Source organism: Micromonospora sp. NPDC049257, assembly GCF_040678915.1.
Lineage (GTDB): Bacteria > Actinomycetota > Actinomycetes > Mycobacteriales > Micromonosporaceae > Micromonospora > Micromonospora antibiotica.
Genome location: NZ_JBFAQU010000045.1, coordinates 1 through 24871 on the forward strand (window position 1 = coordinate 1; position 24871 = coordinate 24871).

The 24871-nt window shown below is 72.2% G+C and carries 23 protein-coding genes; 10 read left to right on the forward strand and 13 right to left on the reverse strand.

Features of this window, described 5'->3' with window-relative positions; translation table 11 throughout:
* The 6 genes from AB0K25_RS31205 to AB0K25_RS31230 all read right to left on the reverse strand — a co-directional run.
* The coding region (locus tag AB0K25_RS31205; protein ID WP_363823946.1) for a chorismate synthase at positions 1-212 on the reverse strand (212 nt) is incomplete at its 3' end.
* A gap of 14 nt (positions 213-226) precedes the next feature.
* Entirely contained in the window at positions 227-1255 is a 1029-nt protein-coding gene (locus AB0K25_RS31210; protein ID WP_219463157.1) for a pseudouridine-5'-phosphate glycosidase, read from the reverse strand.
* Positions 1256-1401: 146 nt separating this feature from the next.
* A complete protein-coding gene (locus AB0K25_RS31215) occupies positions 1402-5412 on the reverse strand; it encodes an amino acid adenylation domain-containing protein (protein WP_219463156.1) in 4011 nt (1336 codons plus the stop codon).
* 25 nt (positions 5413-5437) lie between these two features.
* Complete coding sequence (locus AB0K25_RS31220) at positions 5438-6352, reverse strand: EamA family transporter (protein ID WP_219463154.1); 915 nt, start codon at positions 6350-6352, stop codon at positions 5438-5440.
* Complete coding sequence (gene upp, locus AB0K25_RS31225; protein ID WP_363823948.1) at positions 6349-7056, reverse strand: uracil phosphoribosyltransferase; 708 nt, start codon at positions 7054-7056, stop codon at positions 6349-6351. Before upp ends, AB0K25_RS31220 begins: the two co-directional genes overlap by 4 nt.
* 5 nt (positions 7057-7061) lie before the next feature.
* Entirely contained in the window at positions 7062-7745 is a 684-nt protein-coding gene (locus AB0K25_RS31230; protein ID WP_208570956.1) for a phosphoribosylanthranilate isomerase, read from the reverse strand.
* 396 nt (positions 7746-8141) lie between these two features.
* Between AB0K25_RS31230 and AB0K25_RS31235 the strand changes: the two genes are divergently transcribed.
* On the forward strand, positions 8142-9038 hold the full coding sequence (locus AB0K25_RS31235) for a haloalkane dehalogenase (protein WP_363823950.1): 897 nt from the start codon (positions 8142-8144) through the stop codon (positions 9036-9038).
* Positions 9039-9086: 48 nt separating this feature from the next.
* Here AB0K25_RS31235 and AB0K25_RS31240 read toward each other — a convergent pair whose 3' ends face one another.
* Both AB0K25_RS31240 and AB0K25_RS31245 read right to left on the reverse strand, forming a co-directional pair.
* Positions 9087-10907, reverse strand: coding sequence for a class I adenylate-forming enzyme family protein (locus AB0K25_RS31240; RefSeq protein WP_357534132.1), 1821 nt, complete (start codon positions 10905-10907; stop codon positions 9087-9089).
* The gene (locus AB0K25_RS31245) at positions 10904-11734 is read right to left on the reverse strand and encodes an aminotransferase class IV (RefSeq protein WP_219463143.1); all 831 of its coding nucleotides are present in this window, start codon (positions 11732-11734) and stop codon (positions 10904-10906) included. Before AB0K25_RS31245 ends, AB0K25_RS31240 begins: the two co-directional genes overlap by 4 nt.
* Positions 11735-12034: 300 nt before the next feature.
* Between AB0K25_RS31245 and AB0K25_RS31250 the strand changes: the two genes are divergently transcribed.
* The 7 genes from AB0K25_RS31250 (at position 12035) to AB0K25_RS31280 (ending at position 18868) form a co-directional block, all read left to right on the forward strand.
* Positions 12035-13210: a sulfotransferase gene (locus AB0K25_RS31250; protein WP_219463141.1), complete on the forward strand. Its 1176-nt coding sequence runs from the start codon at positions 12035-12037 to the stop codon at positions 13208-13210.
* On the forward strand, positions 13207-14454 hold the full coding sequence (locus tag AB0K25_RS31255) for an ABC transporter substrate-binding protein (RefSeq protein ID WP_219463139.1): 1248 nt from the start codon (positions 13207-13209) through the stop codon (positions 14452-14454). Before AB0K25_RS31250 ends, AB0K25_RS31255 begins: the two co-directional genes overlap by 4 nt.
* Before the next feature lie 38 nt (positions 14455-14492).
* Positions 14493-15425 (forward strand): sulfate adenylyltransferase subunit CysD, encoded by a 933-nt coding sequence (gene cysD / locus AB0K25_RS31260; RefSeq protein WP_208570064.1) that lies wholly within the window; start codon positions 14493-14495, stop codon positions 15423-15425.
* Positions 15425-16687 (forward strand): GTP-binding protein, encoded by a 1263-nt coding sequence (locus tag AB0K25_RS31265; RefSeq protein WP_219463137.1) that lies wholly within the window; start codon positions 15425-15427, stop codon positions 16685-16687. Before cysD ends, AB0K25_RS31265 begins: the two co-directional genes overlap by 1 nt.
* Before the next feature lie 52 nt (positions 16688-16739).
* Positions 16740-17342 (forward strand): disulfide bond formation protein DsbA, encoded by a 603-nt coding sequence (locus tag AB0K25_RS31270; protein WP_208570076.1) that lies wholly within the window; start codon positions 16740-16742, stop codon positions 17340-17342.
* Between the two features lie 74 nt (positions 17343-17416).
* Positions 17417-18271, forward strand: a complete 855-nt coding sequence (locus AB0K25_RS31275; protein WP_219463129.1) for an arylamine N-acetyltransferase — start codon at positions 17417-17419, stop codon at positions 18269-18271.
* A 24-nt stretch (positions 18272-18295) separates the two neighbouring features.
* On the forward strand, positions 18296-18868 hold the full coding sequence (locus AB0K25_RS31280) for a DNA-3-methyladenine glycosylase I (RefSeq protein WP_219463126.1): 573 nt from the start codon (positions 18296-18298) through the stop codon (positions 18866-18868).
* 53 nt (positions 18869-18921) lie between these two features.
* Here the strand turns inward: AB0K25_RS31280 and AB0K25_RS31285 are convergent, their stop codons facing one another.
* The 5 genes from AB0K25_RS31285 to AB0K25_RS31305 are packed head-to-tail and all read right to left on the reverse strand — an operon-like array spanning position 18922 to position 23440.
* Positions 18922-19623, reverse strand: coding sequence for an ABC transporter ATP-binding protein (locus AB0K25_RS31285; RefSeq protein WP_219463124.1), 702 nt, complete (start codon positions 19621-19623; stop codon positions 18922-18924).
* Positions 19604-20362, reverse strand: coding sequence for an ABC transporter ATP-binding protein (locus AB0K25_RS31290; protein WP_219463123.1), 759 nt, complete (start codon positions 20360-20362; stop codon positions 19604-19606). Before AB0K25_RS31290 ends, AB0K25_RS31285 begins: the two co-directional genes overlap by 20 nt.
* Complete coding sequence (locus AB0K25_RS31295) at positions 20359-21333, reverse strand: branched-chain amino acid ABC transporter permease (RefSeq protein ID WP_219463121.1); 975 nt, start codon at positions 21331-21333, stop codon at positions 20359-20361. The genes AB0K25_RS31290 and AB0K25_RS31295 overlap by 4 nt, the downstream gene beginning before the upstream one ends.
* Positions 21330-22217: a branched-chain amino acid ABC transporter permease gene (locus tag AB0K25_RS31300; protein ID WP_208570057.1), complete on the reverse strand. Its 888-nt coding sequence runs from the start codon at positions 22215-22217 to the stop codon at positions 21330-21332. Before AB0K25_RS31300 ends, AB0K25_RS31295 begins: the two co-directional genes overlap by 4 nt.
* 26 nt (positions 22218-22243) lie before the next feature.
* Positions 22244-23440, reverse strand: coding sequence for an ABC transporter substrate-binding protein (locus AB0K25_RS31305; RefSeq protein ID WP_219463119.1), 1197 nt, complete (start codon positions 23438-23440; stop codon positions 22244-22246).
* A 497-nt stretch (positions 23441-23937) separates the two neighbouring features.
* Here AB0K25_RS31305 and AB0K25_RS31310 point away from each other — a divergent pair, with 497 nt between their 5' ends.
* Positions 23938-24297, forward strand: a complete 360-nt coding sequence (locus AB0K25_RS31310; RefSeq protein WP_219463117.1) for an MmcQ/YjbR family DNA-binding protein — start codon at positions 23938-23940, stop codon at positions 24295-24297.
* A 5-nt stretch (positions 24298-24302) separates the two neighbouring features.
* Positions 24303-24737: a hypothetical protein gene (locus tag AB0K25_RS31315; RefSeq protein WP_219463115.1), complete on the forward strand. Its 435-nt coding sequence runs from the start codon at positions 24303-24305 to the stop codon at positions 24735-24737.
* Positions 24738-24871: the final 134 nt, after the last annotated feature.

Genomic DNA, 24871 nt, shown 5'->3' on the forward strand with positions numbered 1-24871 from the left:
CTGCCCAGCGTGACGCCGTGCCGCAGACCACCGACGACCTCGACCTCATCCTGCTCGAACGCCATCCGCGCACCCCGGCCATAACCCAACCGACGCCGCGCCAACTCACCCACGATGTCACCGGTGGTCACCGCCACCCCGGCGGGAACCCCCTCCAACAACGCCACCAGAGCCGGACCATGCGATTCACCTGCAGTCAGCCAACGCAACACCGTCACCACCCCCGTCACGTCCGCGCACCGGGCAGGGCGTGCGCCGTCCCGGCGCCGGCCGGCACCCGGGCCGGCGGGGCGGCACCGGCGGCAGCCGGGTTCCCCACCTCGGCCAGGTAGCGGGCGTGGGCGGCGGCGAGGTGGCCGCCGGTCCGGGCCGTGCTGATCAGCACCGCCATGTTGGCCCGGGACGAGCGGCCCTGGGTGGCCGCGTCGACAGCACGCATGAGGTACTTCGTGATGGCGTTGCCGCGTACCCCGTCGCGTCGGGCGGCCGACATCGCCTCGACGATGGCCCGGTCGACCTCGGCGTCGTCCACCGCCTCCTCGGCGTCGACCGGGGTGGTGATCAGGAAGGAGCTGTGGTTGCCCAGCGCCCAGTGGTTCTCCACCGCGCGGGCGACGACCGTGTCGTCGTCGAGGCGGCAGGGGCTGGGGATGCCGCTGGAGACGCAGTAGAAGGCCGGAAAGTCGTCGGAGCGGTAGGAGACCACCGGCACCGAGTGGGTCTCCAGGTATTCCATGGTCAGTCCGAGGTCGAGGATCTTCTTGGCCCCGGCGCACACCACGGCGACCCGGGAACGGGTGAACTGGACGAGGTCCGAGGAGATGTCCATGCTGGTCTCCGCGCCCCGGTGGACCCCGCCGATGCCGGCGGACGCGAAGAACGCGATGCCGGCGAGGTCCGCCGCGATCAGTGAACTCGCCACGGTCAGCGCGCCCATGCCGCCCCGGGCGAGCGCCACCGGCAGGTCCCGGGCGCTCACCTTGGGGATGCCCGGTGTGGAGGCGAACCGTTCGATGTCCGCTGCGGTCATGCCGACCCGGATCACCCCGTCGTCGACCGCGACCGTCGCCGGCACCGCGCCGCCCTCCCGGACGGCATCTTCGACCCGGTGCGCGGTGGCGGCGTTGTCCGGGTAACGCAGGCCGTGGGTGATCACGTTGGATTCCAGCGTCACCACCGCCCGCCCCTCGGCCAGGGCGTCGGCGACCTCCTCACTCAGCCGCACCTCGACGGTGGAGTGGACGTTGCGTGTCATGCGGGCTCCTCGGTCGGTCCGGTCCGGGCCGGTCGGGTTCGGTGTCGGGCAGCTCGGGACCGGTTTCGGGCAGGTCGGTTGCGGTTCGTCGGCGGGGCCGGCCCGTCGGTGGGTCGGGGGCGGGGCGGTGTGGGCCGGGGACCGGCTCACTCCTCCAGGACCGCCTCCAGTGCGACGGACACCGCGTCCTCGTCGCAGCCGAAGGCTCTGGTCATGGCGCGGGTGACGGCGGTCACCAGCCGGTTGTGCTGTTCGTCGGTCAGGGCGATCGGCAGGTGGCTGATGCTCACGTGCGGTCGGACCGGGCGACGCCGGGACCGGGCGGGCAGCGCCGCCACCACCTGGTGGACCCCCGGTTCGCGCAGCACCCCGTAGTGGTCGGCGGCCAGGTCGACGACGACGGGGGAGAGGTTGCGGCGGGCGACGGCGGTGTCGAGGAAGGACTCCTGGTCGCCCCGGGTACGCAGCACCGTCACCGGGGCCCGCACCGGCCGCCTGGCGAGTTCGGCCTCGGTGTGGCGCAGCCCGTACGTGCGGGCGACGACCCCGGTGATCCGGCGGACCAGCGGCAGGTCCAGGGCGGGGAAGTGCCGTTGGACGAACCCGGTGAAGCTCTCCTCGTCCACGACGGTGGCCAGGCACTCCTCGATCACCGGCCCGCTGACCGTCCCCGCGAACACGGAACACAGCACGGCCAGGTACGTCGGGTTGGCGAAGCTCGCCGTGCCGACCGTGGCCGGGTCCTGCGGCACCCCCACCCGGGGTGATCCGGGGGCGATCAGGACGAGTTGGTCGACCTGCTCGCCGGCCTGCTCCAACTGGTACGCCGCCTCCACCGCGACCCGGGTGCCGAACGAGTAACCCCACAGCGTGTAGGGGCCACGGGGTTGCCGTTCCCGGATCGCCCGCACGTCCTCGGCCGCCATCCGGGCGATCGTCCGGTAGGGCTCCTCGCCCGGGTTCACGCCGTGGGCCTGCACGCCGTGGAAGGGCCGGCCGACCGTGCCGGCGAGCAGCCGCAGGTTCATCGGGTAGCCGCCGAGGCCCGGCCAGCAGTAGACGGAGCGACCCTCCCGGGCCGGCGCCAACGGCACCAGCCGGGACCTGCTGACCTGGTCGCGTTGGGCGACGCGCCGGGCCAGCTGGGCCACCGTCGGGCTGTCGAAGATGACCTGCATGGGCAGCGTCGCGCCGAACACCCGGTTGAGTCGGTTGATCAGGGCGACGGCGATCAGCGAGTTGCCACCGCAGGCGAAGAAGTCGTCGTGGACGGAGACGTCGTCCTGGCGGACCGCCTCGGCCCACAGGCGGGCGATGCGGCGTTCCAGGTCGGTGCGGGGCGCCACGAACGGCCGTTGCGGGCCGGGGTCGTCGGCGACCCGGGCGGCGAGTGCCGTGAGGTCGGTCTTGCCGTTGGCGGTCAGCGGCATCCGGTCGACGATCACCACCTTGTTGGGCAGCATGTAGTCCGGTAGCCGACCGGCCAGGTCGTCGCGGATCAGCTCCGCCGGACCCTTCATGTGTACGACGTCCTCCTTCATGCCCCGGCCGGCCACCTGGGCGGCACTGACCCGCCCACCCACGGCGAAGTACGACGGACCGTCGGGTAGCCCGTGCCGGCGCAGGATGCCCCGGATGCGGTGCGCCGAGGGCAGGTCGTGACCGGTGTCGGAGCTGTAGCCGGAGGACATGAAGCCGAAGCCGAGGTCGTTCATGGACAGCCGTTGCAGGGCGCGGCCCAGGTCGACGTAGCGCCGCCACCGGGTCGACGTGGTGCTGATCATGCTGATGCCGATCGCGGCCCGGTCGTACACCTGCTGGTTGATCGCGATGACGTGCTGGCGCAGCACCAGGGCGTCGTCGATGCGGACCAGGTCGCCGTCACGGTGCAGGTACTGCCCCGGGGCCAGGTCCCCGCCCCGGTCCGGGTGGACCTGGACGTACACGTCGATCTCGTCGGGCGGCGGCGGGGCGTACGGCGTCAGCGCGAAGCTGCCGAGGTAGAGGTCCTCGTCGGCGCAGTCGAGGTGCCGGATGGTCTGCGGGGTGTGGTCGGCGGCCGTGACGGTCAGCCCGTACCCGGGCAGGACCTGCTCCAGCAGGCCGACCAGGTGGCCGGTCTCGATCTCCAACACCTCGCGGATGTTGTTCTGGTAGACCGGTTCGATGGCCCGTCGCCGGCCGACGAGGTGCAGCCGGACGGTCGGTTCGGGCCGGGACGCGGCCGGGCTGATCCGGACCAGTTCGTGGGTGAGCGGATGGTGGTAGTAGTAGCCGGACGGTAGCCCCCACAGTTGGTGGATCTCCAGGTAGACCTGGGTGGCGTTGAGCGCCCCCGGTGAGGCGTAGCCGTACTTGGGCAGCAGCCGCTCGTCGCTGACGAACTGCCCGAGGTAGCGGATGATCTCCCCGAAGGTGGCCAGGTCGAGCTGTGCGAGCGGGCGCGGCGGCACCGGGCCGGGCTCGGCCGGGCGCAGCAGTGCCAGCAGGTCGGCGCGGGTGACCGGCGGGCCCTCGTAGAACCGGTACGTCTTGCGGGCGAACACCCGCCGTACCTGCTCCTCGGTGGGTTCGGCCCCGGGCAGTGCGAGCACCGGCCGCCCGGCCAACTCCTGCGGGGTACGCACCCCGCCGTGCGACAACTGGGCCCGGACCTGCAGCCGGCTCTCCTTCGACCGGTGGTGGGCCCCCTGCCGGCCCTGGTCCATCAGCGCCGCCTCGCGCGGGTTGAGTTCGACGACGGCGAGCAGGTGCGGGTGGCCGGTACGCGGGTCGTCGCGGACCAGTACCCCCGCGTGCCGGACCCACTGGTGGGCCTCCACGGCGAGGCGCACCTCGTCGAGTTCGACCCGGAACCCGCGCAGCTTCACCTGGTTGTCGACCCGACCGACGAACCGTACGGTGCCGTCGGCCTGCCAGGCGGCCAGGTCACCGGTGCGGTAGAGCCGTTCGCCGGTGACCGGGTCGGGCACGAACCGTTGCGCGGTCAACGCCGGCCGGTGCAGGTAGCCCCGGGCGAGCTGGACGCCGCCGATGAGCAGTTCCCCGACGGCCTCCCCGGTGACCGGGGCGTCGTCGGTGTCGACGATGACGTAGCGCAGGCCGGTGACGGGCCGCCCGATCGACACGGACTGCTGCGTGGGGTCGAGGGTCGCCGGGTCGACGGTGAACGCCGACGAGTTGATCGTGCACTCGGTGGGGCCGTAGAGGTTGACCAGGGTGGCGGGGTGCGCCGCGAGCACGTCGGCGGCGAGCGTGGTGGACAGCGCCTCACCACCGGTGAAGATCTGCCGCAGGCTGGTGCAGGTGCCGAGGCGTTCGGTGTCGACCAGCGCCCGCAGCAGGGTCGGTACGCACTGCAGGGCGGTGACGCCGTGCCGTCGGATGGTCTCGATGATGGCTTCGGGGTCGCGGTGCAGGCCCGGGGTGCCGGCGACGACGGTGCCGCCGCAGGCCGGGGCGAGGATCTCCCACTGCGCCGCGTCGAAGCTCATCGGGGTCTTCTGGAGGATGACGGCCTCGTCGAGGCGGTAGGTGTCCCGCAGCCACCGCAGTTGGCTGACGATGCTGCGGTGCTCGATCATCACGCCCTTGGGACGACCTGTGCTGCCGGAGGTGTAGATGACGTAGGCGAGATGGCCGGGCCGTGGCCCCCGGCGGGGCACGTCGGGTGGGGCCGTGTCGTGCCACACGCTCAGCGGCACGATGGCGGTGCCGGGCGGGACCAGGTCCGACAGCCGTTCGACGAGGTCGTCCTGGGCGACGACGACGCGCAACCCGGCGTCGGTGGCCATGTAGCGCAGGCGTTCGTCGGGATAGTCGGGGGCCAGGGGCAGGTAGGCGGCCGACGCGTACAGGATTCCCCAGGCCCCGACGACGAGTGCGGCGGACGGCTCGGCGAAGAGTCCGATCCGGTCGTCGGGGCCGGTGCCCCGCTCGCGGAGCTGGGCTGCGAGGGTGCGGGCCCGGCGGGCCAGTTCCCGTCGGGTGATCCCCTCCGGTCCGTGCCGGACGGCGATCGCGTCGGGGTCCGCCCGGACCTGCTCGTCGAGCAGGTCCGGCAGGGTCACGTCGGCCGGGTCGTGGGTGCCGGTGGCCGGTTCAAGGGTGTCGGTGGTCGACTGGTGGGCTTCGGTGGTGGCGGGCGTGGTAAGCATGCTTCCCCCTGTGGTGGGTGACGCCTCACCGGCTGGTCAGCGCCCGTGACGCCACCGGCACCGGGTCGGGTGGCGGAGCCGGCGGGGACGACCTGCGCTGGGCGAGGGCGACTGCGGCGACGATGACCAGGGCTCCGACGAGCTGGGTGACGCTGAGTCGTTGGTCGAGGAAGGCGAAGCCCAGCAGGCTGGCGACGATCGGGCTGACCAGGCTGAGGAAGGAGGCGGCCAGGGCGGGCAGCCGTTCCAGCCCGCGGAACCAGACCGCGTAACCGAACAGCGATCCGACGATCCCCAGGTAGGCGAGGCCGGCCAGGTTGGGACCGGTGAGGTGGTCCGGCAGCCCCTCCAGCAGCAGGGTGGTGGGGAGCAGGACCAGCCCGCCGGCGGTCAGCTGCCAACCGGTGAACTGCAACACCCCCACCCCGGGCGGTCGCGCCCAGCGTTTGGTCAGCACGATCCCGCTGGCCATGCTGGCCGCGCCGGCCAGGGCCGCGATCACGCCGAGCGGGTCGAGCGCGGCGGTCGGGCGCAGCACGAGCAGCGCGACCCCGGTCGCCCCGAGCAGGCACGCCACGACGTGCAGCGGCCGGATGCGGTCGCGCAGCAGCAGCGCCGCGAGGATCAGCACCAGCATCGGCTGGAACGACATGATCAGGGCCGCGACGCCACCGGGCAGCCGGTAGGCCGCGATGAAGAGCAGCACGAAGAACAGACCGATGTTGAGGGTGCCGAGCACCAGCGCCCGCCAGATCCACGCGCCGCGCGGCACCACCCGCCCGAGCGCCATCAGGGCGAGCCCGGCGGGCAGGGCACGGGCCAGGGCGGCCAGGTAGGGCCGGCCCGGGGGCAGCAACTCGGTGGTGACGAGGTACGTGCTGCCCCAGATCGCGGGGGCCAGCGCGGTGATCCCGACGTCGCCGATTCCGCCGCGCCTCATCGGGGCTGGTCCGTGCCGAAGTAGCGGTCACCGAAGTCGCCGATGCCGGGCACCATGTAGGCGTCGGCGTTGAGGCGCTCCTCGATGGCGGAGGTGACGATCCGGACCCGGGGGTGCTGGGCGTGCACGGCGCTGATGCCCTCCGGCGAGGAGAGCAGGGTGACGAAGACGACGTCCTCCTCGAAGACCCCGTACTCACGCAGCAGCGCGAGGGCGGCCAGCGCGGTGCCGCCGGTGGCGAGCATCGGGTCCAGCAGCAGCACCTGGGACATGGCGATGTCCGGGGGCAGGGCCGCGTAGTGGAAGTGCGGCAGTTTCGTCGTCTTGTCCCGCTGGATGAGGATCTTGCCGATCCGGGTCTGCGGCAGCATGGCCCGCAGTTCGCCCTCCATGCTCTCGCCGGCGCGGGCGATGGACACCCCGCAGACCGGTGCGGCCGGACGCAGCCCGTGGTAGGTCTGCCCGACCGGGGTGCGCACCTGCTGGGGGACGACCGGGAGCAGGTCGAGGGCGGTGTCGAGGAGCTGCCGGAAGATCTGGGCGGAGGTCTGCACGAAGTCGGCCCGGGAGGCGTCGCGGTCCCGGATGACGGTGTGCAGCGAGCGCAGCCGGTTGGTCTGCGGCAACAGGTGCAGCCGGCTGGTCACGGCGGGTCCGGCCACGGCGGGTCCGGCCACGGTGGGGTGGGTGGCGGTGTCGGTCATGGCTCTCAGTCCTGTCCGGCGAGGTCGGCGAACGCCTGGCGGGCGGCGGTGACGAACTGGCGCACCTTGGCGCGGTCCTTGCGGCGGTCGGGGCCCTCCAGCCCGGTGTGCGCGTCGACGGCGGCGGGGCGTACCGCCGCGATGGCCGCCGCCACGTTGTCGGGGTTCAGGCCACCGGCGAGCATCAGCGGCCGGGGCGCGACGCGGACCAGCTCGGCGCTGACCGACCAGTCGTGGACCAGACCGGTCGCGCCCTTGGCCCCGGTGGCGGGGTTGAAGCTGTCGGTGATGTACATGTCGACCCACTCGGCGCTCTCATCGACGATCTTGACCAGCTCGTCGAGGTTGTCGGACTTGACCACGAGGCTCTTGAGCACGTAGAGGTCGGGGTCGATCCGGCGCAGCTTCTCCAACTGGGCGGGGTCCACGTCGCCGTGCAGCTGCACGGCGGTGACGCCGAGTTCGGCGCAGAACTGCCTGATCTCCTCGGCCTCGGTGAGGTAGGTGATCAGGACGCCCCGGTGCCGGGGCTGGATCGCCGCGACGATGGCGGCCGCGTCGGCCTCGGACAGGTCCTCGTTCTTCGCCGGCAACCGCAGGGCGAACCCCAGCCAGTCGGCGCCCTCCGCACAGATCAGGTCGGCCTCCTCCTGGTCGATGACCCCGGCGACCTGGATCAGTCCCTGCATCTGGTTCTCCCTTTCTGGAAAGCCGGCGGAAATCCCGCGTGGCGCATTGACACGTCGGTGGCGTCCGGAGATCCGAGAAGGACTCGTCCGGGCCCTCGTATCGACAGGAGAAACGTACGAAACCGCGGTGCCGGTGGACAGGCCCATGTGCGGGAAAGCGTCGGTGCCACTTTGCCGGCGAGTGGTCCGGCCATGGCACCACGGCACCCCGTACCGCCTGATCGCGGCGGAGCCGAATCAGATTCACCAAGTCATTCGTTGATTTCTCGCGAACAGTTCGTGAATGGCACCGCCGCATTGAGCGCGAACTGTCACCCGTCGACGGACACGCCGTCACGGGGATTCCCGGGAATTGCCGGGCCGGCTTGCTATCACTGGGGCCGAGGAGGTCTACAAGTGACACAGAGTTCCATGCCCGCCGCGGTGCCCGTGACCGTGGCCGACCCACACCCCCGCCGTCGGATCGACCTGTGCGGGACCCACCTCTCGTACGTCGACGTGGGCGACGGGGAACCGATCGTGTTCCTGCACGGCAACCCCACGTCCTCGTACCTGTGGCGCAACGTCATCCCGGCGGTCCGCGACCTGGGCCGCTGCCTCGCCCCCGACCTGGTCGGGATGGGCGACTCCGGGCCGGCGCCCGACGGCGGCTACCGCTTAATCGACCAGGCGCGCTATCTCGACGCCTGGTTCGACGCCGTGGTGGGCGACCGACCGGTCACCCTGGTGCTGCACGACTGGGGTTCGGCGCTGGGCTTCCACTGGGCGGCCCGCCACCCCGAACGGGTCCGGGCCGTCGCCTACCTGGAGGCGATCGTCCAACCCCGCCGGTGGAGCGACTTCGAGGCCGGCCGGGACCAGCTCTTCCGCGCCATGCGCTCGCCCGACGGGGAACGCCTGGTGCTCCAGGAGAACTTCTTCGTCGAGGTGGTGCTGCCGCGCAGCGTGGTGCGCCCCCTGTCGGAGGCGGAACTGGACCACTACCGTCGGCCCTTCGGCGACCCCGACTCGCGCCGACCGACCCTGATGTTCCCCCGGGAGCTGCCCATCGAGGGCGAACCGGCCGACGTGACCGCCATCGTCGAGGAGTACGGCCGCTGGCTGGCCGCCTCCCCGGTGCCGAAACTGCTGGTGGTCGCCGAGCCGGGGGCGTTGCTCACCGGCCGGGCCCTGGCGTTCGCCCGGACCTTCCCCAACCAGCGCGAGGTCACCGTCACCGGCAGCCACTACGTGCAGGAGGACTCACCGGACGAGATCGGGGCCGCCCTGCGGGACTTCGTCACCGCCCTCTGAGGACAGCCGTGGGGCGGGCGGTGGAACCGCCCGCCCCACGGAGACCGGTCAGGCGGCCGAGGTGGCCCGCTGCTCCTGCGGCGTCCCGGCCGGCGTCGACGAGGCGCTCAGCTCCCGCAGGACCGACTGCTCGGTGCGGGTCCGCGCCACGTCCAGCCCACCGTCGTCGTCGGTCAGCAGCAGCTGGGCGAACTGCGCGCGCACCTCACGCTTGAGCACCTTGCCGGTGACGCCCAGCGGGATCTTGGTATCCCCCTTGGAGATGACCGCCGCGGCCAGCTCGTGCCGGCCCGCCGCCCGCAGCGCCCGGTTGACCCGGGTCAGCAGCTCCTCGGCGCTGAGGTCCGCCCCGTCGATCAGGCGCAGCGCGGCGATCGGGGCGAACGAGGTCGGCTCGACCGGGTCGACCACCCCGACGACGGCGCAGTCCACCACCGCCCGGCATGCCTTGAAGATCTCCTCCTCGATGGTGAGGCTGTAGACCGGGCCGCGCCGCGTCGTGATCACGTCCGTGGTCCGGTCGTAGTGGTAGAACCGGCCCTTGTCGTCCTTGTAGCCGATGTCACCGGTGAGCCAGTAGCCGTTGCGGATCGACTTGTGCGTCAGCTCGTGGTTGCCCCAGTAGCCAAGGGTCACCGTCGGGGTGTGCACCGCCAGGTAGCCGACCTCGTTGGGGCCCAGCTCCCGACCGTCCTCGTCGAAGACGACCGCGTCCTCGACGATCGGCTCCGGGTAGCCGACACAACGGTTGTAGGCGTTGGTCTTGGGGCCGTGGATGTTGAGGAACAGGGCCATGCCCATCTCCGAGGCGCCCAGCCCGTCGAGGTAGTGCGACCCCGGCCGCCAGCTGCCGTTCTCCCGGTGCCGGCCGAGCCGGACCAGCTCCCGGACGTGGGCCTCGTGCGAGGCGTCCGCCGTGCTGATCCAGGTCGTCACGTTCGCCGCGGCGGACGGCTCCAAGCCGAGCGCGAGCATCTCGGTGAAGGTGATCGGGAAGCCGGTCACCACGCTGGGCTTCCACCACCGCATCGCCTCGGCCACCGTCGCCCCGTCCTGGGACTCCATGACCAGGGTGGGCAGGCCGATGAGGGTGGCCATCATCATGTAGCTGTAGCCCGACGAGTGCGACGCGGGGAAGGCCAGCAGCATCTTGTCGTCCGGGCCCGACGGCAGCGTCATGATCCGGGGGCGCTTGCCGGCGAAGAACTGACGGTGGCCGAACGTGGCGGCCTTCGGCATGCCGGTGGTGCCCGAGGAGTGCGAGATGAGCACCGGGTCGCGGTCGCCGTGCCGGTACGGGTAGACCCCGGGCAGCGGGCCGGCCGGCGGCGCGGCGTGCATCGCCTCCTGCGAGGCGGTGAACCGGAACGGCCGGGCGTCGGCCATCCCGTTGAGCAGCGGGCCGAGCTTGTCCGCGTCGACCACCACGCCGACCGCGTCGAGCCGGGACAGGTACTTGGCGGCGGTGTCGGGCACCATGTTCGGGTTGATCACCGCGGGGATCGCGCCGAGGCTGTTGAGCGCCAGGAAGTGCACGAAGCTCGCCATGCCGTTGCGGGTGAAGACCCCGACCCGGTCGCCGTGGGTGACCCCGGCGTTGTGGTACCACCGGGCGTACCGCTCGGTCTGGTCGCGCAGCGTCGCCAGGCTGTAGACGACCAGGTCGTCCGGGCCGCCGCCGGGCGGCAGGTGGTGGAACAGCGGGGCGTCGTGGTCCTGCCCCCGTTCCAGGGCGTGCCACAGGAAGTCGCCGGCGCCGAGCTGACGGGTGGCCAGCAGCTCCAGCCGGGCCCGCAGGCCCCGGTGCGACCGCCCGAAGTGCATGCGCGGGACCGATGCCAGATAACGCTGTAGTGACCTGAGCTTCATGGTGCCTCCTCGGTGCTTCGGTGCGGCCAGATGGCCTCGGGGTCGGGCAGGGGTTCGGCCAGCGCGTCGAGATGGGCGCGCCATTCGTGCAACCGCCGCTCGTGGACGGGAGCGGTCGGCTGTCCGTTGATCTGGGTCAGGACTCGGATGCCGTGCAGGGCGCTGGTGATCCACACCTCGCTGGCGAGCAGCTCCGCCACGCTGGGCAGCCGGTGCCGCACCGGCAGCCCCAGCTCGGCACAGCGGGCCAGCAGCAGCCGACGGGTGACGCCGGGCAGGATGCGCCCGTCGTCCGGCGGGGTGTGCAGGACGCCGGAGGACCACCAGTAGATCGTGCTGAACGCCCCCTCACGGACCAGCCCCTGCTCGTCGCAGAGCAGGGCCTCGTCGGCCTGCGCGTCCTGGGCGGCGGCCCGGATCTTCTCCAGTTCCTCGAAGTCGGGCCCCTTGAGGTGGGGCAGCCGGCGGGGGTCCGGATGGGGCCACAGCCAGCCGCGTGCCTGGCTGACCAGCGGTGGGGCGGGACGCAGCCGCAGGGCCAGCCGCTGCGTGGGGACCAGGTGCAGTTCGATGCGGGGGAACCACACCCCGGAGCGGGGCAGTGCCGTGGTGACCGACGTCCCGAAGGACGCCACCCGGTGCGCCGAGACCCCGAACCCCCGTACGGCGGCGTCGAAACGCTGCCAGTGCAGTGGATAGGCCCGTGCCCGGCCCTCGGTGAGGAGCCAGGAGTCGGCGACGACGGGTCGGTACCGACTGTCCTCGATTCCTTCGCGGACCCCCGTCTCCCACAGCAGCAGGGGGGCGGCCCGAGTCGCCGGCGGCATCTGTTCCTCCGATCCGCGGTGCATCGCCGATTGGCTGGGCCGACCATAGGGCGGCCGTCCGCCGCCGCTCCAGAGCCACGTTGGCACCGGCTTCCGGGCCACTTGTCGGCTCCGGCTTTGGTCCCGTGGAAACCACTGATGTGGCCCTGTACCGACCGTGGCCGGGTGCCTATCGTCGCTACCTACCGTGACCGTTGTTCACATTCGTCGCGGTCCCCGGTCGATCCGGCCCCTCGGGGCGGGCACACCGACCGACAGCCCGATCCGCCGCGTTTGCCGCCAGATAGAGGGGAGTACGCCGTGACCGCCGTCATCGAACCCAGTCAGGACACCTACCGGGTGGAGGAGTTCGTCGAGGCAGCCCGGGAGAGGGTGGGAGTCCCGGACTTCGAGTTCGCGCACCTCGACGCCCTCGACCGGCTGCTGCGGTCGTTGGACACCGAGGGCGGCCTGAACGAGGCCGGTCGGCGGTCTGTCCGGGGCGCCCTGGTCGCCGCGCTCGCCACCCAGGCCGCCGCGTACCGGGCCCGGGTGAAGAACCCCGAGATCGCCTCGGTCGAGATCAACCAGCCGGTGTTCATCACGGGCATGACCCGCAGTGGCACCACGCTGATGCACAACCTGCTCGGCCAGCACCCGGACCTGCGCTCCCCCGACCTGTGGGAGCTGATGGCGCCGGCGACCGACGGCCGCGACGAGGCGACCCGGCAGGCGCTCGTCCAGGCGGCGGAGAACTTCTGCACCGACTACTACACCGTCGCGCCGGCGCTCAAGCCGGTGCACCTGTGGGAGCCGCACCGCCCCGACGAGGACCACCGGCTGACCGCGCCGACGTTCAAGACGATGGCGTACGAGCTGCGTTACACCGTGCCCAGCTACGGCGAGTGGCTGCGCACCCAGGACCAGTACGACGCCTACGACTACCACCGCTACCTGATGCAGCACATCGTCTGGCGGGTGCCCACCGACACGCTGGTGCTCAAGGACCCGTTCCACCTGTGGCGGGCCGACGCGCTGGCGCGTACCTACCCGGACGCGCGGCTGATCTACATGCACCGCGCCCCGAGCGTCACCATCCCCTCGACGTGCAGCCTCACCGAGATCATCCGACTCGCGCGCGCCGACCAGGTGGACCGCCTCGCGCTCGGTAGGCTCTGGACCGAACGCTTCGCGGAGATGCTCGACCTGTTCGCGCGCGCCGAGCGGGACAAGCTCGCCGACACGCCGGTGCTCGACGTCGACTACCAGCGCCTGATGGCCGACCCGATCGCGGTGATGGCCGAGATCTGCGACTTCCTCGGTGCCCGCTGGGACGGCGAGGTCGAGCAGGCGTTCCGCGGTTACCTCGCGGCGAACCGCAAGGACAAGCTCGGCAAGCACGTCTACCGGGCCGAGGACTACGGCCTGGACGCCGACGAGCTGGACGAGCGCTTCTCCGCATACCTGACGAAGTACCAGATCGGAGGACGGGTGTGAGCACGACGTCGGAGCCCACGGTGCTGGAGACGCTCAACGAGCAGTTCCGCGCCTTCGCCCGTACGGTGGCGGGCGCCCCCACGGTCACCGTGGGCATCGTGACCCCACTGTCCCTGCCCGGTGACCCCACGGCCGGCACGTTGACCGCCCGCGGCGCCCTGATCGGTGCCGAGTACGTGCGGGACCACGGTGGCATCCGCGACGGACTCCAGTTCGACTTCGTCGTCCGCGACGACCAGGAGACCGTCACCCTCGACGGTGGCACGATGCCCCGCTCGGCGGTGGGCGCGCTGGCGAAGGTCGCGATCGTCGACGGGGCGCTGGCCGTCCTGGGCCCCTGGCACCTGCGCTACACCGAGGAGGTCGCGGAACTCGCCGACCGGATCGGGGTGCCGCTGTTCATCGAGAACGCCCACCCCGGGGTCACCGCGCGGCAGCGGCGGGCGGTCTTCCGCACGTTCACCTCGATGGCCGAGCGCGCCCCGGTGCTGATCCGGTTCGCCGCCGACCAGGGTTTCCGGCGGGTCGGCCTGATCCACGCCGACACGGTGTTCGGCCGCAGCGCCGCCGCGCTGCTCACCGCCGAGTTGCAGGCGGCCGAGGAGCCGATGGAGCTGTACTCCGTGGAGTTCGCCCAGGAGTCGACCACGGACCTGCGCCCCCAGCTGCGCGAGATCCAGCAGTGGCAGCCGGACGTGGTGATCAACGTGGGGGTGGTCCGCACCAACCACCTGATCGTGCAGCAGGCCGCCGAGATCGGGCTGCTGCCGCAGGTGCCCATGCTGGCACCCTTCCAGTGGCCGCTGCGGGCGCCGGACTACTGGAAGGCGCTCGGCGTGCACGGCCTGCACATGGTCTGGCCGGCCACCCAGTTCAGCCCGAACTGGTCGGGGTTGACCCCGATCGGCCGGTGGTTCGTGGACCGCTACCGCGACACGTACGGCACGCCGCCGCCGGACACCGCCCTCAACGCCTTCACCGACATCACCATCATCGCCCAGGCCCTGCGCCAGGCGGACGGGGTCGGCCGGGCGGAACTGATCGACGCCTTGGAGAAGGGCACCTTCGACACCTGGCGTGGCCCGGTCAGCTTCGCCCGCGGCGAGACCCACTGGCACCACAGCCCACCCCCGGTGGTGCTGCAGCAGTACCAGGAGATCGACCAGGACATCTCTACCGTGCCGATCGTCTACCCGCCCGAGCTGCGTACCGCCGGGTACGTGCGGCCGGGCACCTCGAACTGACCGGCCCGACCGGCCGACACCTGTGGGGAGACAACGCCATGGCGTTCACTTCGACCGCATCCGAAACCGCATCCGACCTGCGGATGTCCTACCTCGACGTGCTCGAGGCCGAGGCGGTGCACATCATCCGTGAGGTGGCGGGCACGCTGGAGCGACCCGTCCTGCTGTTCAGCGGCGGCAAGGACTCCGCCGTAATGCTCCACCTGGCCCGCAAGGCGTTCCTGCCGGGCCAGCTGCCCTTCCCCGTGCTGCACGTCGACACCGGGCACAACTTTCCCGAGGTGATCGAGTACCGCGACAAGGTGGTGGCGGAGCACCAGCTCACGCTGCGGGTGGCGCACGTGCAGGACTACCTCGACGACGGCCGGCTCACCGAGCGGCCCGACGGCAGCCGCAACCCGTTGCAGACCGTACCGCTGCTCGACGCCATCACCCAGCACCGCTTCGACGCCGTGTTCGGCGGCGGGCGGCGCGACGAGGAGAAGGCGCGGGCCAAGGAGCGGGTGTTCTCGCTGCGCGACGAGTTCGGGCAGTGGGACCCCCGCCAGCAGCGCCCGGAGCTGTGGAACCTCTACAACGGTCGACACGACCCGGGTGGGCACGTGCGGGTGTTCCCGCTGTCCAACTGGACCGAACTCGACGTGTGGAACTACATCGCCCGGGAGGAGATCCCGCTGCCGGCCATCTACTTCGCCCACCAGCGTCAGGTCTTCCTGCGCGACGGGATGTGGCTGACGCCGGGGGAGTGGGGCGGTCCGCGCCGCGACGAGCAGCTGCAGGAACGCACCGTGCGGTACCGCACCGTCGGGGACATGTCGTGCACGGGCGCGCTGGTGTCCGACGCCGCCACCATCGACCAGGTGATCGCCGAGATCAGCCTGTCCCGGATCACCGAACGCGGGTCGAGCCGGGCCGACGACAAGTTGTCCGACACCGCCATGGAGGACCGCAAGCGGGAGGGGTACTTCTAGTGACCACGCTCAGCCTCGAGACTGCCCGCGACGGTGAGCTGCTGCGGCTCGCCACCGCCGGCAGCGTCGACGACGGAAAGTCCACCCTGGTGGGACGCCTGCTCTATGACTCCAAGTCGGTGCTGGCCGACCAGTTGGAGGCGGTCGAGTCCGCCAGCCGCGCCCGCGGCTACGGCCAGGCCGACCTCGCCCTGCTGACCGACGGTCTGCGGGCCGAACGTGAACAGGGCATCACCATCGACGTCGCCTACCGTTACTTCGCCACCGGCAACCGCCGGTTCATCCTGGCCGACACCCCCGGGCACGTGCAGTACACCCGCAACATGGTCACCGGCGCGTCGACCGCCCACCTGGCCGTGATCCTGGTCGACGCCCGGCACGGCGTGGTGACCCAGACCCGGCGGCACACCGCGGTGGCCGCGCTGCTGCGCACCCCGCACGTGGTGCTGGCGGTCAACAAGATGGACCTGGTGGGTTTCGCCGAGGACCGGTTCGCCGAGATCGACGACGAGTTCCGCCGGCTGGCGGGTTCCCTCGGGGTTCCCGACGTGCGGTCCATCCCGTTGTCGGCGCTGCGCGGCGACAACGTCGTCGACGCCTCGACCGAGATGCCGTGGTACACCGGGCCGACGTTCCTGCAACACCTGGAGCGGGTGGACCTCGACGAGGACCTGACCGCCCTGCCGGCCCGGCTGCCCGTGCAGTACGTCCTGCCCGACGGATCGCTCGCCGGCCAGATCGTCGCCGGTCAGCTCCGTCTCGGGCAGCAGGTGCTGGTCGTGCCCGCCGGACGGCCGGCGGTGGTCACCGCCATCCACCGGCTCGGCACGCCCATCGAGAACGCCCGCGCCGGCATGTCGGTCAGCGTGCAGCTCGACGGGGAGGGCGAGGTGGGACGCGGCGACATGATCGTCGCGGCGGACCGGATCCCGACGACGACCCGGCAGGTCACCGCGACGCTCTGCCACGTCGCGGAGCGCCGGCTCGGCGAGGGCGCCCGGGTGCTGGTGCAGCACCAGACCCGGGTCGTGGGGGGGACGGTCACGTCGATCGTCGACCGGCTCGACCTCGCCACGCTGGAGCACACCCCCAACTCCGATCCGCTGGCCGTCAACGACATCGCGGGCGTGGTGCTGGACCTCGACGAGCCGATCGCCGCGGACCCCTACCGCCTCATCCGGGGCACGGGGTCGCTGCTGCTCATCGACCCGCGCGACGGGGCGACCCTCAGTGCCGGACTGGTCGGTCCGGCGTTCCGATGATTCAACCGAAGGATGTACGACGGTGCCCGAAGTGAACCGAATCCTGGTGGACATGTTCGTCGACCCGGTGTGCCCGTGGGCGTGGCTGACGTCGCGTTGGCTGCTCGACGCCGAACGGCAACGCCCGATCGACGTGCGGTTCCGGATCATGAGCCTGTCCGCCCTCAATGAGGGACGTGCCGACATCGACGCGTTCTACCAGCGCAACATCGGGCCGTGGCGGCGGCCGGTGCGGGTGCTGATGGCGGCCGAACAGCAGCACGGGCCGGACGCCGTCCGGTCGCTCTACGACGCCATGGGCACCCGCCGGCACGTCAAGGGCCAGTCGTACGGGCCGGCCCTGTACAAGGCGGCGCTCACCGAGTGCGGGCTGCCCGGGGAGTTGGCCGACGCGGCGGACGACGCGGGGCTCGACGACGCGGTGCGCAAGAGCCACCTGGCGGGGATGCAGCCGGTCGGGCTGGACGTCGGCACGCCGACGATCCACGTGCACGTGCCCGGCAGTGATCCGGTGGCGCTGTTCGGCCCGGTGGTCACGCCCGCCCCGCGCGGTGAGGACGCCGCCCGGCTGTGGGACGGCTTCCTCCTGGTCGCCCAGACCCCCGGCTTCTACGAGCTCAAGCGCAGCCGCACGAGTGGCCCGCAGACCCGCTGACGACCGGCCGGGGCGACGCCATCTCACCGATGGCGCCGCCCCGGCGTTTTTCCCAGGAAGGTGACCGTCCCGACATGCAGGAGCCGTCTGTGCCCAGGATCGGCGACGAGGTGGTGCGGCGCTACCTCGCCCGTCTGGACGAGCCCGGCCGGCCGGGGGTGAACCTGGCCACGCTGGTCCGACTGCACGAGCGTCACGTCCGGCGGGTTCCTTACCACAACCTCGACATCCGGTTGGGGTTACCCACCGACGTCGACCCGGCCGGCAACGCCGCGCGGCTGGCCGACGGCGACGCCGGCTACTGCTTCCACCTCAACGGGGCGTTCGCCGCGCTGCTGGCCGCGTTGGGCTTCGACGTCACCCTGCACCGGGGACAGGTGAAGAAGGCGCCGGCGTTGCCCGACGGGGTGGAGTTCGCCAACCACCTGACCATGACCGTCACCGTGGAGGGTCGGCGCTGGTTCGTCGACGTCGGGCTCGGCGACGGACTGCTGGGTCCGGTGCCGTTACGTCCCGGCGTGGTCCGGCAGCCGCCGCTGACCTTCGGTTTCGCGCGCGCGACGTGGGGTTGGCGGTTCACCCACGATCCCCGGGGGTCGTTCACGGTGATGGACTGGGAGGACCGGCCGGCGCAGCCGCAGGAGTTCGCCGCGGCCCACCGGCTGCTCTCGACCGCACCGGGTTCCACCTTCGTCCGCCGGTTCATCGTGACCAACCGGGGCCCGGGTGAGGTGGTGTGGTCGCTGGTCGACCGCCTGCTGACCCGCATCGACGGCGACGGTGTGCACCGGCGGGCGCTGACCACCTTCGACGAGTGGCGTCGGGAGCTGGAGGAGACGTTCCTCCTGCGGCTCGACGACCGGCACGCCGCCGGGCTGCGGGGGCTGTGGCAGCGGTTGCCACGGCACCCCGGCAGCGCCGCCGGCTGACCCGCTGCCCCGACAGGAGACGACATGCAGATCAGCACCGGCGCTGACGGTGTGCCGCGTTGTGGCTGGTGCACCGCCACCCCCGTGTACGTCGCGTACCACGACGACGAGTGGGGCCGGCCCGTGCACGGCGAGGCCCCGCTCTTCGAGCACCTGGCGTTGGAGACCTTCCAGGCGGGGTTGTCGTGGTCGACGATCCTGCACAAGCGGGACGCCTTCCGGTCGGCCTTCGACGACTTCGACCCGGAGACCGTCGCCGGCTACGACGACACCGACGTGGCCCGGCTGCTCGGCACCGAGGGCATCGTGCGCAACCGGGCGAAGATCGAGGCGACCATCGGCAACGCCCGGCTCGTCGTGGCGTTGGCCGGGGACCTCGACGCCCTGCTGTGGTCGTACGCGCCGACCGGTGCGCGGCCCCGTCCCCACTCGACGTCGCAGGTGCCGGCCCGGACACCCGAGTCGACCGCGATGGCCCGGGAGTTGAAGCGGCGCGGGTTCCGGTTCATCGGCCCGGTCGGCGCGTACGCCCTGATGCAGTCGACCGGGATGGTCGACGACCACCTGGTGGGCTGCCACCGCGCCGTCGACGGTTGAACCCGGTCCGGGTGCGGCCCCGTCGCCTGACGGGGCCGCACCCGGTCTCGTGCTCAGCCCGCGACGCCCAGCAGACGCTGCACCGTCGGCAGGTCCCCGCGCAGTTCGCTGGTGGGGCACCGGTGTGCGATGCGCCCCCGGACCAGCACCGCCGCCTCCTGGGTCACCCCGAGGGCCAGGTGCAGGTCGTGTTCCACCAGCAGCAGCGTCAGCCCCTCCCGGACCACCACCCGCAGCGCCTCGGCCACCTGGTCGACGACGATGGGCGCCAGCCCCTCGGACGGCTCGTCCATGAGCACCAGCCGCGGGTCGGTGGCCAGGGCCCGGCCGATGACGAGCATCTGCTGTTCGCCGCCGGACAACTGCCCGGCGAGGTGCCGCCGCCGCTGCGCCAGCCGGGGGAACAACTCGTACACCCGCTCGGTCGGCCAGGTCCGGCCGCCGTGCCGGGTGGCCAGGGCGAGGTGCTCGTGCACCGTCAGCGTCGGCCACACCCGCCGCCCCTGCGGCACCAGCGCCACCCCGGCGCGGGCGAGCCGGTCGGCCCGCCAGCCGGTGACGTCCCGACCGTCCAGCAGCACCTGCCCGCCGGTGGGCCGCAGCAGCCCCGCGAGGGTGGAGACGAAAGTGGACTTGCCGACCCCGTTGCGGCCGAGCAGGGCCAGTGCCTGCCCCGCCGGCAGGTCGAGGTCCAGCCCGTGCAGCACCTGCCCCTGCCCGTAGCCGGCGGTCAGCTCACGCACCTCCAGGAACACCGTGCACCTCCTCCATCCGGCCGCCGAGGTACGCCTGCTGCACCTCGGGGCTGCGCCGTACCTGCTCGGGGGTGCCGCTGTGCAGCACGGTGCCGAGGTGCAGGACGCTGACCCTGGTCGCGACGTCGAAGACGACGTCCAGGTCGTGCTCGACGAACACGATCGTCACGGTGGGCGGTACGCCGCGCAGCAGCTCCACCAGCCCACCCCGTTCCTCCCCGGACATGCCGGCCGCCGGCTCGTCCAGGAGCAGCAGCTGCGGTTTCGCGGCGAGCGCCACCGCGATCTCCAGGCGTCGGCACTGGCTGTAGGACAGCGCCGTCACCGGCCGGTCCGCCAGGTCGCCCAGGTCCACCGAGGCGAGCGCGGCGGCGACCTCGGCGCGGCGCTGCCGGTCGGTGTGCCGGGCCAGCAGCCGACCACCGGTCAGCGCCAGGGTCACGTTCTGTGCGGCGGTGAGCGAACCCAGCAGGGTCGAGTGCTGGAAGCTGCGGCCGATGCCGGCGCGGGCCCGTCGGTGGACCGGCTCGCGGGTGACGTCCCGGCCCCGGTAGTGGAGGGTCCCGGCGGACGGGCGTTCCTGCCCGGCGATCAGCTTGAGCAGGGTGCTCTTGCCGGCGCCGTTGGGTCCGATGAGTGCGTGCCGCTCCCCGGCGGCCACCGTCAGCCGTACGCCACGCAGGACGTTCAGCGCGCCGTAGCGGTGGTGGACGTCCTGGCAGCGGAGCAGATCGATCATGACGTGGTCCTCCTCAGCCGGATGCGGGCGATCCCCGTGGGCAGCAGATAGACGACGAGGACGAACAGCAGCCCCAGGGCGAGCGGGCCGTGCCCGTCGAGGGTCGCGCCCAGCGAGTCCCGTACGACGATGACCAGGGCCGCGCCGAGGCAGGGCCCCCACCAGGAGCCGGTGCCCCCGATCACCACGGCGAGCAGGGCGAGCGCGGAGGTCTCGAAGCCGGCGTCGGCCGGGGTCACCAGTCGCTGCTGGGCGGCGAGCAACCCGCCGGCCAGTCCGGCGACCGCACCGGCGAAGACCAGCGCGCCGAGCTTGATCGCGGTGGTCCGGTAGCCCAACGCGCGCATCCGGTCCTCGCTGTCGCGGATGCCCCGCAGCACCACACCGGGGGTCGACGTGGACACCAGGCGCAGGGCGAGCATGCCCACCACGAAGAAGCCCAGCACGTACCAGTAGGTCGTGGCGGGTTGGTCGAGGACCGTGCCGAACATCGACGGCGCCGGCACCCCGTACAAGCCGTTGGAGCCGCCGGTCACCGCCTCCCAGCTGTCGGCGGCCTGCTGGGTCAGCTCCCCGATCGCCAGGGTCAGCATGAGGAAGAACACCCCGTGGGTGCGGACGGCGACCGCCCCGGCGACCAGCGCGACCAGGGCCGCGACGACCACCCCGACCAGGAGCGCCCCCGCACCGGTCGTCTGGTGGGTGGCGGTCCAGGCGGCGGCGTACGCGCCGACGCCGAAGAACGCGGCGTGCCCCAACGACGGCAGTCCGACGACGCCCACCAGCAGGTTGAGGCTCGCGGCGAGCAGTCCGAAGACGAGGATGCGGGTCAGCGTCGTCGTCGCGTAGGGAGCGAGGTAGAGCGGGGCGGCGGCCAGCACCAGGGTGCCGGCGGTGGTCGCGGCCACCGTGCGGAACCCGGTGCCCAGCCGGGGGCGGGCGGGGGCCCGGGTCTGGACCAGGGATGTCATCGTCGTCCTCCGGGGGCGAGGGTGAACAGGCCGCGCGGGCGGACGACCAGCACCGCCGCGAGCGTGCCGAAGAGCAGGAAGGAGGCCAGGCCGGGCAGCACCGCCCGGCCGACGGACTCGACCTGGCCGAACAGCAGGGCGGCGATGAGCGGCCCGCGGATCGAGCCGAGCCCACCGACCACCACGACGACCAGGGCGAGCACCAGGATCGTGGTGTCCAGCCCGGGGCGGGCGTGGTAGATGGGTGCGCCGAGCAGCCCGGCGAGGGTGGCCAGCACCGAGCCCAGGACGAACACGCCGCCACGGACCAGGCGCGGGTCCACCCCGACGGTGGCGACCATGTCCCGGTCGCTGACCGTCGCGCGGAACAGCGCGCCCAGCGAGGTCCGTTCGACGGTCCAGTACACGGCGGCGGCGAGCAGGGCGGCTACCCCGACGAGGGCGAGCCGGTAGCTCGGGTAGCTCCAGCCGGCGATGGTCACGGTGCCGTCCAGCCCGGCGGGTGGCTCGGTGGCCCGGACGTCGTCGCCGAACAGCGCGGACAGGACGTCGGCGGCGACCAGGGCGATGCCGAGGGTGAGTAGCGCCTGTTCCAGGTGGGAACGCCGCGACAGCGGCGCGGTCAGCAGTGACAGCAGGCCACCGGCGGCGGCACCGAGCACGACGACGGCGACGACCGCCCGGGCGAGCGACGGCCAGGTCTGCTGCTCACCGCCGATCCACCAGGCGAGGTACGCCCCGGTGAGGAACAGTGCGCCGTGGGCGAGGTTCAGCACGTCCATCATGCCGAATATCAGGGACAGGCCGGCGGCGGTGATGAACAGCAGCAGCCCGATGGCCAGGCCGTTCACCATCGCCGTCACGGCGATCTGCGTGGTGGGCATCGCGGAGGCTCCGTCCGGTGGTACGGCTACGACTGGGGGTCGAGCGGGCCGAGGTCCGCGACGACGCCGTTGACGGGTGCGCCGGCCCGGGTCTGCACCCGGCGCAGGTAGAAGTTCTGTCGGGGCGACTGCTGCGTGAAGGACCACGGGCCACGGGGGCTGTCGGTGATGACGCCGATCGAGTCGAGGGCCCCGGCGAGGCTGTCCCCGTCGACGGCGTCGGCCTGCGCGATGGCGCGGGAGAGCACCTCGGCGGCGTCCCACGCCTGCACGGCGTAGGCGGTGGGGGCGGCGTCGTAGGCGGCGCGGTACGCCTTACCGAACGCGACGTTGGCGGGGTTGTCCAGTTCGGAGGTGTAGTGCAGGGTCGACAGCACCCCGTCGGCCGCCTGCCCCTGTGCGCCGAGCACGCCGCCCTCGACGAGGAAGCCCGACGCGTACAGCGGGATGGTGCGGGAGAGGCCGAACTGGGCGTACTGCTTGACGAAGGCCACCGACTCGGCGCCGCCGAAGAAGCAGAAGGTGCCCTGCGCGCCGGAGGACTGGATGCGGCTGAGGAAGGGCTGGTAGTCCTGGGTCTTGCCGAACGGCGGCTGGCTCTGGCCGACGATGGTGCCCCCACCGGCCCGGTAGGCGTTGCTGAACCCCTTGATCGCCTCGGTGCCGGCGACGTAGTCGGGGGCGATGGCGTAGATCCGGCGGACGCCGCTGGTGGCCAGGTGACGTCCCATCGCGGCGGCGACCTGGGCGTTGGTGAACGAGGTACGCCAGATGTAGGGGCTGCGGTTGGTGCTGGTGATGGCACCGGCGCCCGCGTTGGCGATCACGAGCAGCCGGCGGGCGCTGGTGACCAGGTCCCGTACGCCGAGGGCGGTGGCGGAGCTGACGACGCCGACCAGCACGTCGACCCGGTCGTTCTGGAGCAGCTTCTGTACGGCCGGCACCCCGGTCTGCGGTCCCTCACCCTCGTCGGCGACGACGGTGGTGACCCGGCGACCGCCCAGCCGCCCGTCGTGCTGGCGCAGCCAGAGGTCCCAGCCGCGCTGGATGTCGACGCCCAGCGGGGTGTAGACCCCGGCCTGGGGGATGACGAGGCCCACCTTGACGGTGTCGGTGCCGCTGCTGACCGTGGTGGCGCCGAGGCTGCTGCCGCAGCCGGTGAGGCCGGCGACGCCGAGGCCGGCGGTGAGGCCGAGGAATGTCCTGCGGTTGATTCCGGTCATGACCCAACTCCCGAACGTATCGAGCAGGATTAGTGGCCTGAAGGTATGGCCGGCTGTCGGGGGCGGCCAGTGCCACATCGTCGAGCGGTCCGGGTCCACTCCGGTGGCGGGCGGTGCCGGTGTCGTCGAGGGGTGGACGGGGTGCGCCACCCGGTCCCGGGCGGCGGTGATTGGCCCCGTCGACCGGCGGCAAGTGGCCGTTTCCCGCCCCGGCGACCCGTGGCACGCTGCTGGTCGCCGTCCGGTCCGACCAGGTGAGGAGTTCCCGTGCGCGCGTACGGCCGGCGGGACGGTTCCGCCGACGGTCCACGCCCCCGGGGTACGCGTACCCCTGGGGTGGTCGCACCTGACACCGCGGGCGTCGCGCCTGCGGTGTCGTGCTGTCCGTTCCCGGGTGGGGTCGGCGCGTCCGCTCGGACGGCAACCGGCGTCGACCGTCTAATGGGCGGTGCGCCCCGCCGCGGGCGTGACCGCCCGCCGACCGGAGGGAACCGACAATGCTGACACCCGACCAGGTAAGGGACTTCGCCCTCGCGATGCCGGAGGCGGTCGAGCAGGAGACGTGGGGGCATCCCACGTTCCGGGTGCGCGAACGCATCTTCGCCAGCACCTCCGCCGACGGGGTGGTGGCGATCGTCCGGGCGTCGAAGGAGGACCAGGCCGAGCTGATGGCGGCGGACCCGGAAACCTACGACCCGGCGGACTACTTCGGCCGGTACGGCTGGGTCCGGGCGCAGCTCGCCACGGCGGACCCGGACGAGATCCGGGAGCTGGTGGTGGAGGGGTGGCGGCGGGCGGCACCGAAACGGCTGGTGGCGCAGTACGACGGCACGTCCGCCCGGACTTCGGGGCGGTGACGGTGGTGGCCGCGATCATCCTGGGTTGGAATCCCCAGCGGTGGAACGGGTGGACGCCGAGCTACGAGGAGCTGTCGCCGACGGTCTCCCCGCAGCGCACGTTGGCCGGTTCGTGGACGGTGGGGCGGCGGGTGAACATTCCGGTGGGGGCGGACGCCTGGCTGTTGATGCAGGGTCGCCACCGGGGTCTGGTCGGGCATGCCGTGGTGACCCGCGCCCCCTATCCCGGCCCGCACGACCGGGACCCGACGGTGACGACGAACTACGTGGACGTCGCGTGGGACGGGCTGCTGCCGGTGGCGCGGCGGATCGTTCCGGAGGTGCTGACGACGGAGGCGTCCGGGGTCGCCTGGGGCTACGTGTTCAGCTCGGGCACCGGTGTGCCCGCCGCCGCCGAGGAGCAGGTCCACCAGGTCTGGCAGCGCTACGCGCTGGACTGAGCCGCGCCGGACTGAGCCGCGCTGGACTGAGCCGCGCTGGACTGAGCCGCGCTGGACTGAGCCGCGCTGGACTGAGCCGCGCTGGACTGAGCCGCAGGGCCGGTCCGGGTGGGTGCGACCCGTCGCACCCACCC

What these genes read in the sequence shown, in the direction of transcription:
- AB0K25_RS31210 (WP_219463157.1), bottom strand. Translation starts at nt 1,255, where the DNA reads ATGACACGCAACGTCCACTCCACCGTCGAGGTGCGGCTGAGTGAGGAG.
- AB0K25_RS31290 (WP_219463123.1), bottom strand. Translation starts at nt 20,362, where the DNA reads ATGATCGATCTGCTCCGCTGCCAGGACGTCCACCACCGCTACGGCGCG.
- AB0K25_RS31280 (WP_219463126.1), top strand. Translation starts at nt 18,296, where the DNA reads ATGCAGATCAGCACCGGCGCTGACGGTGTGCCGCGTTGTGGCTGGTGC.
- AB0K25_RS31240 (WP_357534132.1), bottom strand. Translation starts at nt 10,907, where the DNA reads ATGAAGCTCAGGTCACTACAGCGTTATCTGGCATCGGTCCCGCGCATG.
- AB0K25_RS31270 (WP_208570076.1), top strand. Translation starts at nt 16,740, where the DNA reads ATGTTCGTCGACCCGGTGTGCCCGTGGGCGTGGCTGACGTCGCGTTGG.
- AB0K25_RS31215 (WP_219463156.1), bottom strand. Translation starts at nt 5,412, where the DNA reads ATGCTTACCACGCCCGCCACCACCGAAGCCCACCAGTCGACCACCGAC.
- upp (WP_363823948.1), bottom strand. Translation starts at nt 7,056, where the DNA reads ATGACCGACACCGCCACCCACCCCACCGTGGCCGGACCCGCCGTGGCC.
- AB0K25_RS31300 (WP_208570057.1), bottom strand. Translation starts at nt 22,217, where the DNA reads ATGCCCACCACGCAGATCGCCGTGACGGCGATGGTGAACGGCCTGGCC.
- AB0K25_RS31305 (WP_219463119.1), bottom strand. Translation starts at nt 23,440, where the DNA reads ATGACCGGAATCAACCGCAGGACATTCCTCGGCCTCACCGCCGGCCTC.
- AB0K25_RS31295 (WP_219463121.1), bottom strand. Translation starts at nt 21,333, where the DNA reads ATGACATCCCTGGTCCAGACCCGGGCCCCCGCCCGCCCCCGGCTGGGC.
- AB0K25_RS31230 (WP_208570956.1), bottom strand. Translation starts at nt 7,745, where the DNA reads ATGCAGGGACTGATCCAGGTCGCCGGGGTCATCGACCAGGAGGAGGCC.
- AB0K25_RS31310 (WP_219463117.1), top strand. Translation starts at nt 23,938, where the DNA reads ATGCTGACACCCGACCAGGTAAGGGACTTCGCCCTCGCGATGCCGGAG.
- AB0K25_RS31220 (WP_219463154.1), bottom strand. Translation starts at nt 6,352, where the DNA reads ATGAGGCGCGGCGGAATCGGCGACGTCGGGATCACCGCGCTGGCCCCC.
- cysD (WP_208570064.1), top strand. Translation starts at nt 14,493, where the DNA reads ATGGCGTTCACTTCGACCGCATCCGAAACCGCATCCGACCTGCGGATG.
- AB0K25_RS31245 (WP_219463143.1), bottom strand. Translation starts at nt 11,734, where the DNA reads ATGCCGCCGGCGACTCGGGCCGCCCCCCTGCTGCTGTGGGAGACGGGG.
- AB0K25_RS31275 (WP_219463129.1), top strand. Translation starts at nt 17,417, where the DNA reads ATGCAGGAGCCGTCTGTGCCCAGGATCGGCGACGAGGTGGTGCGGCGC.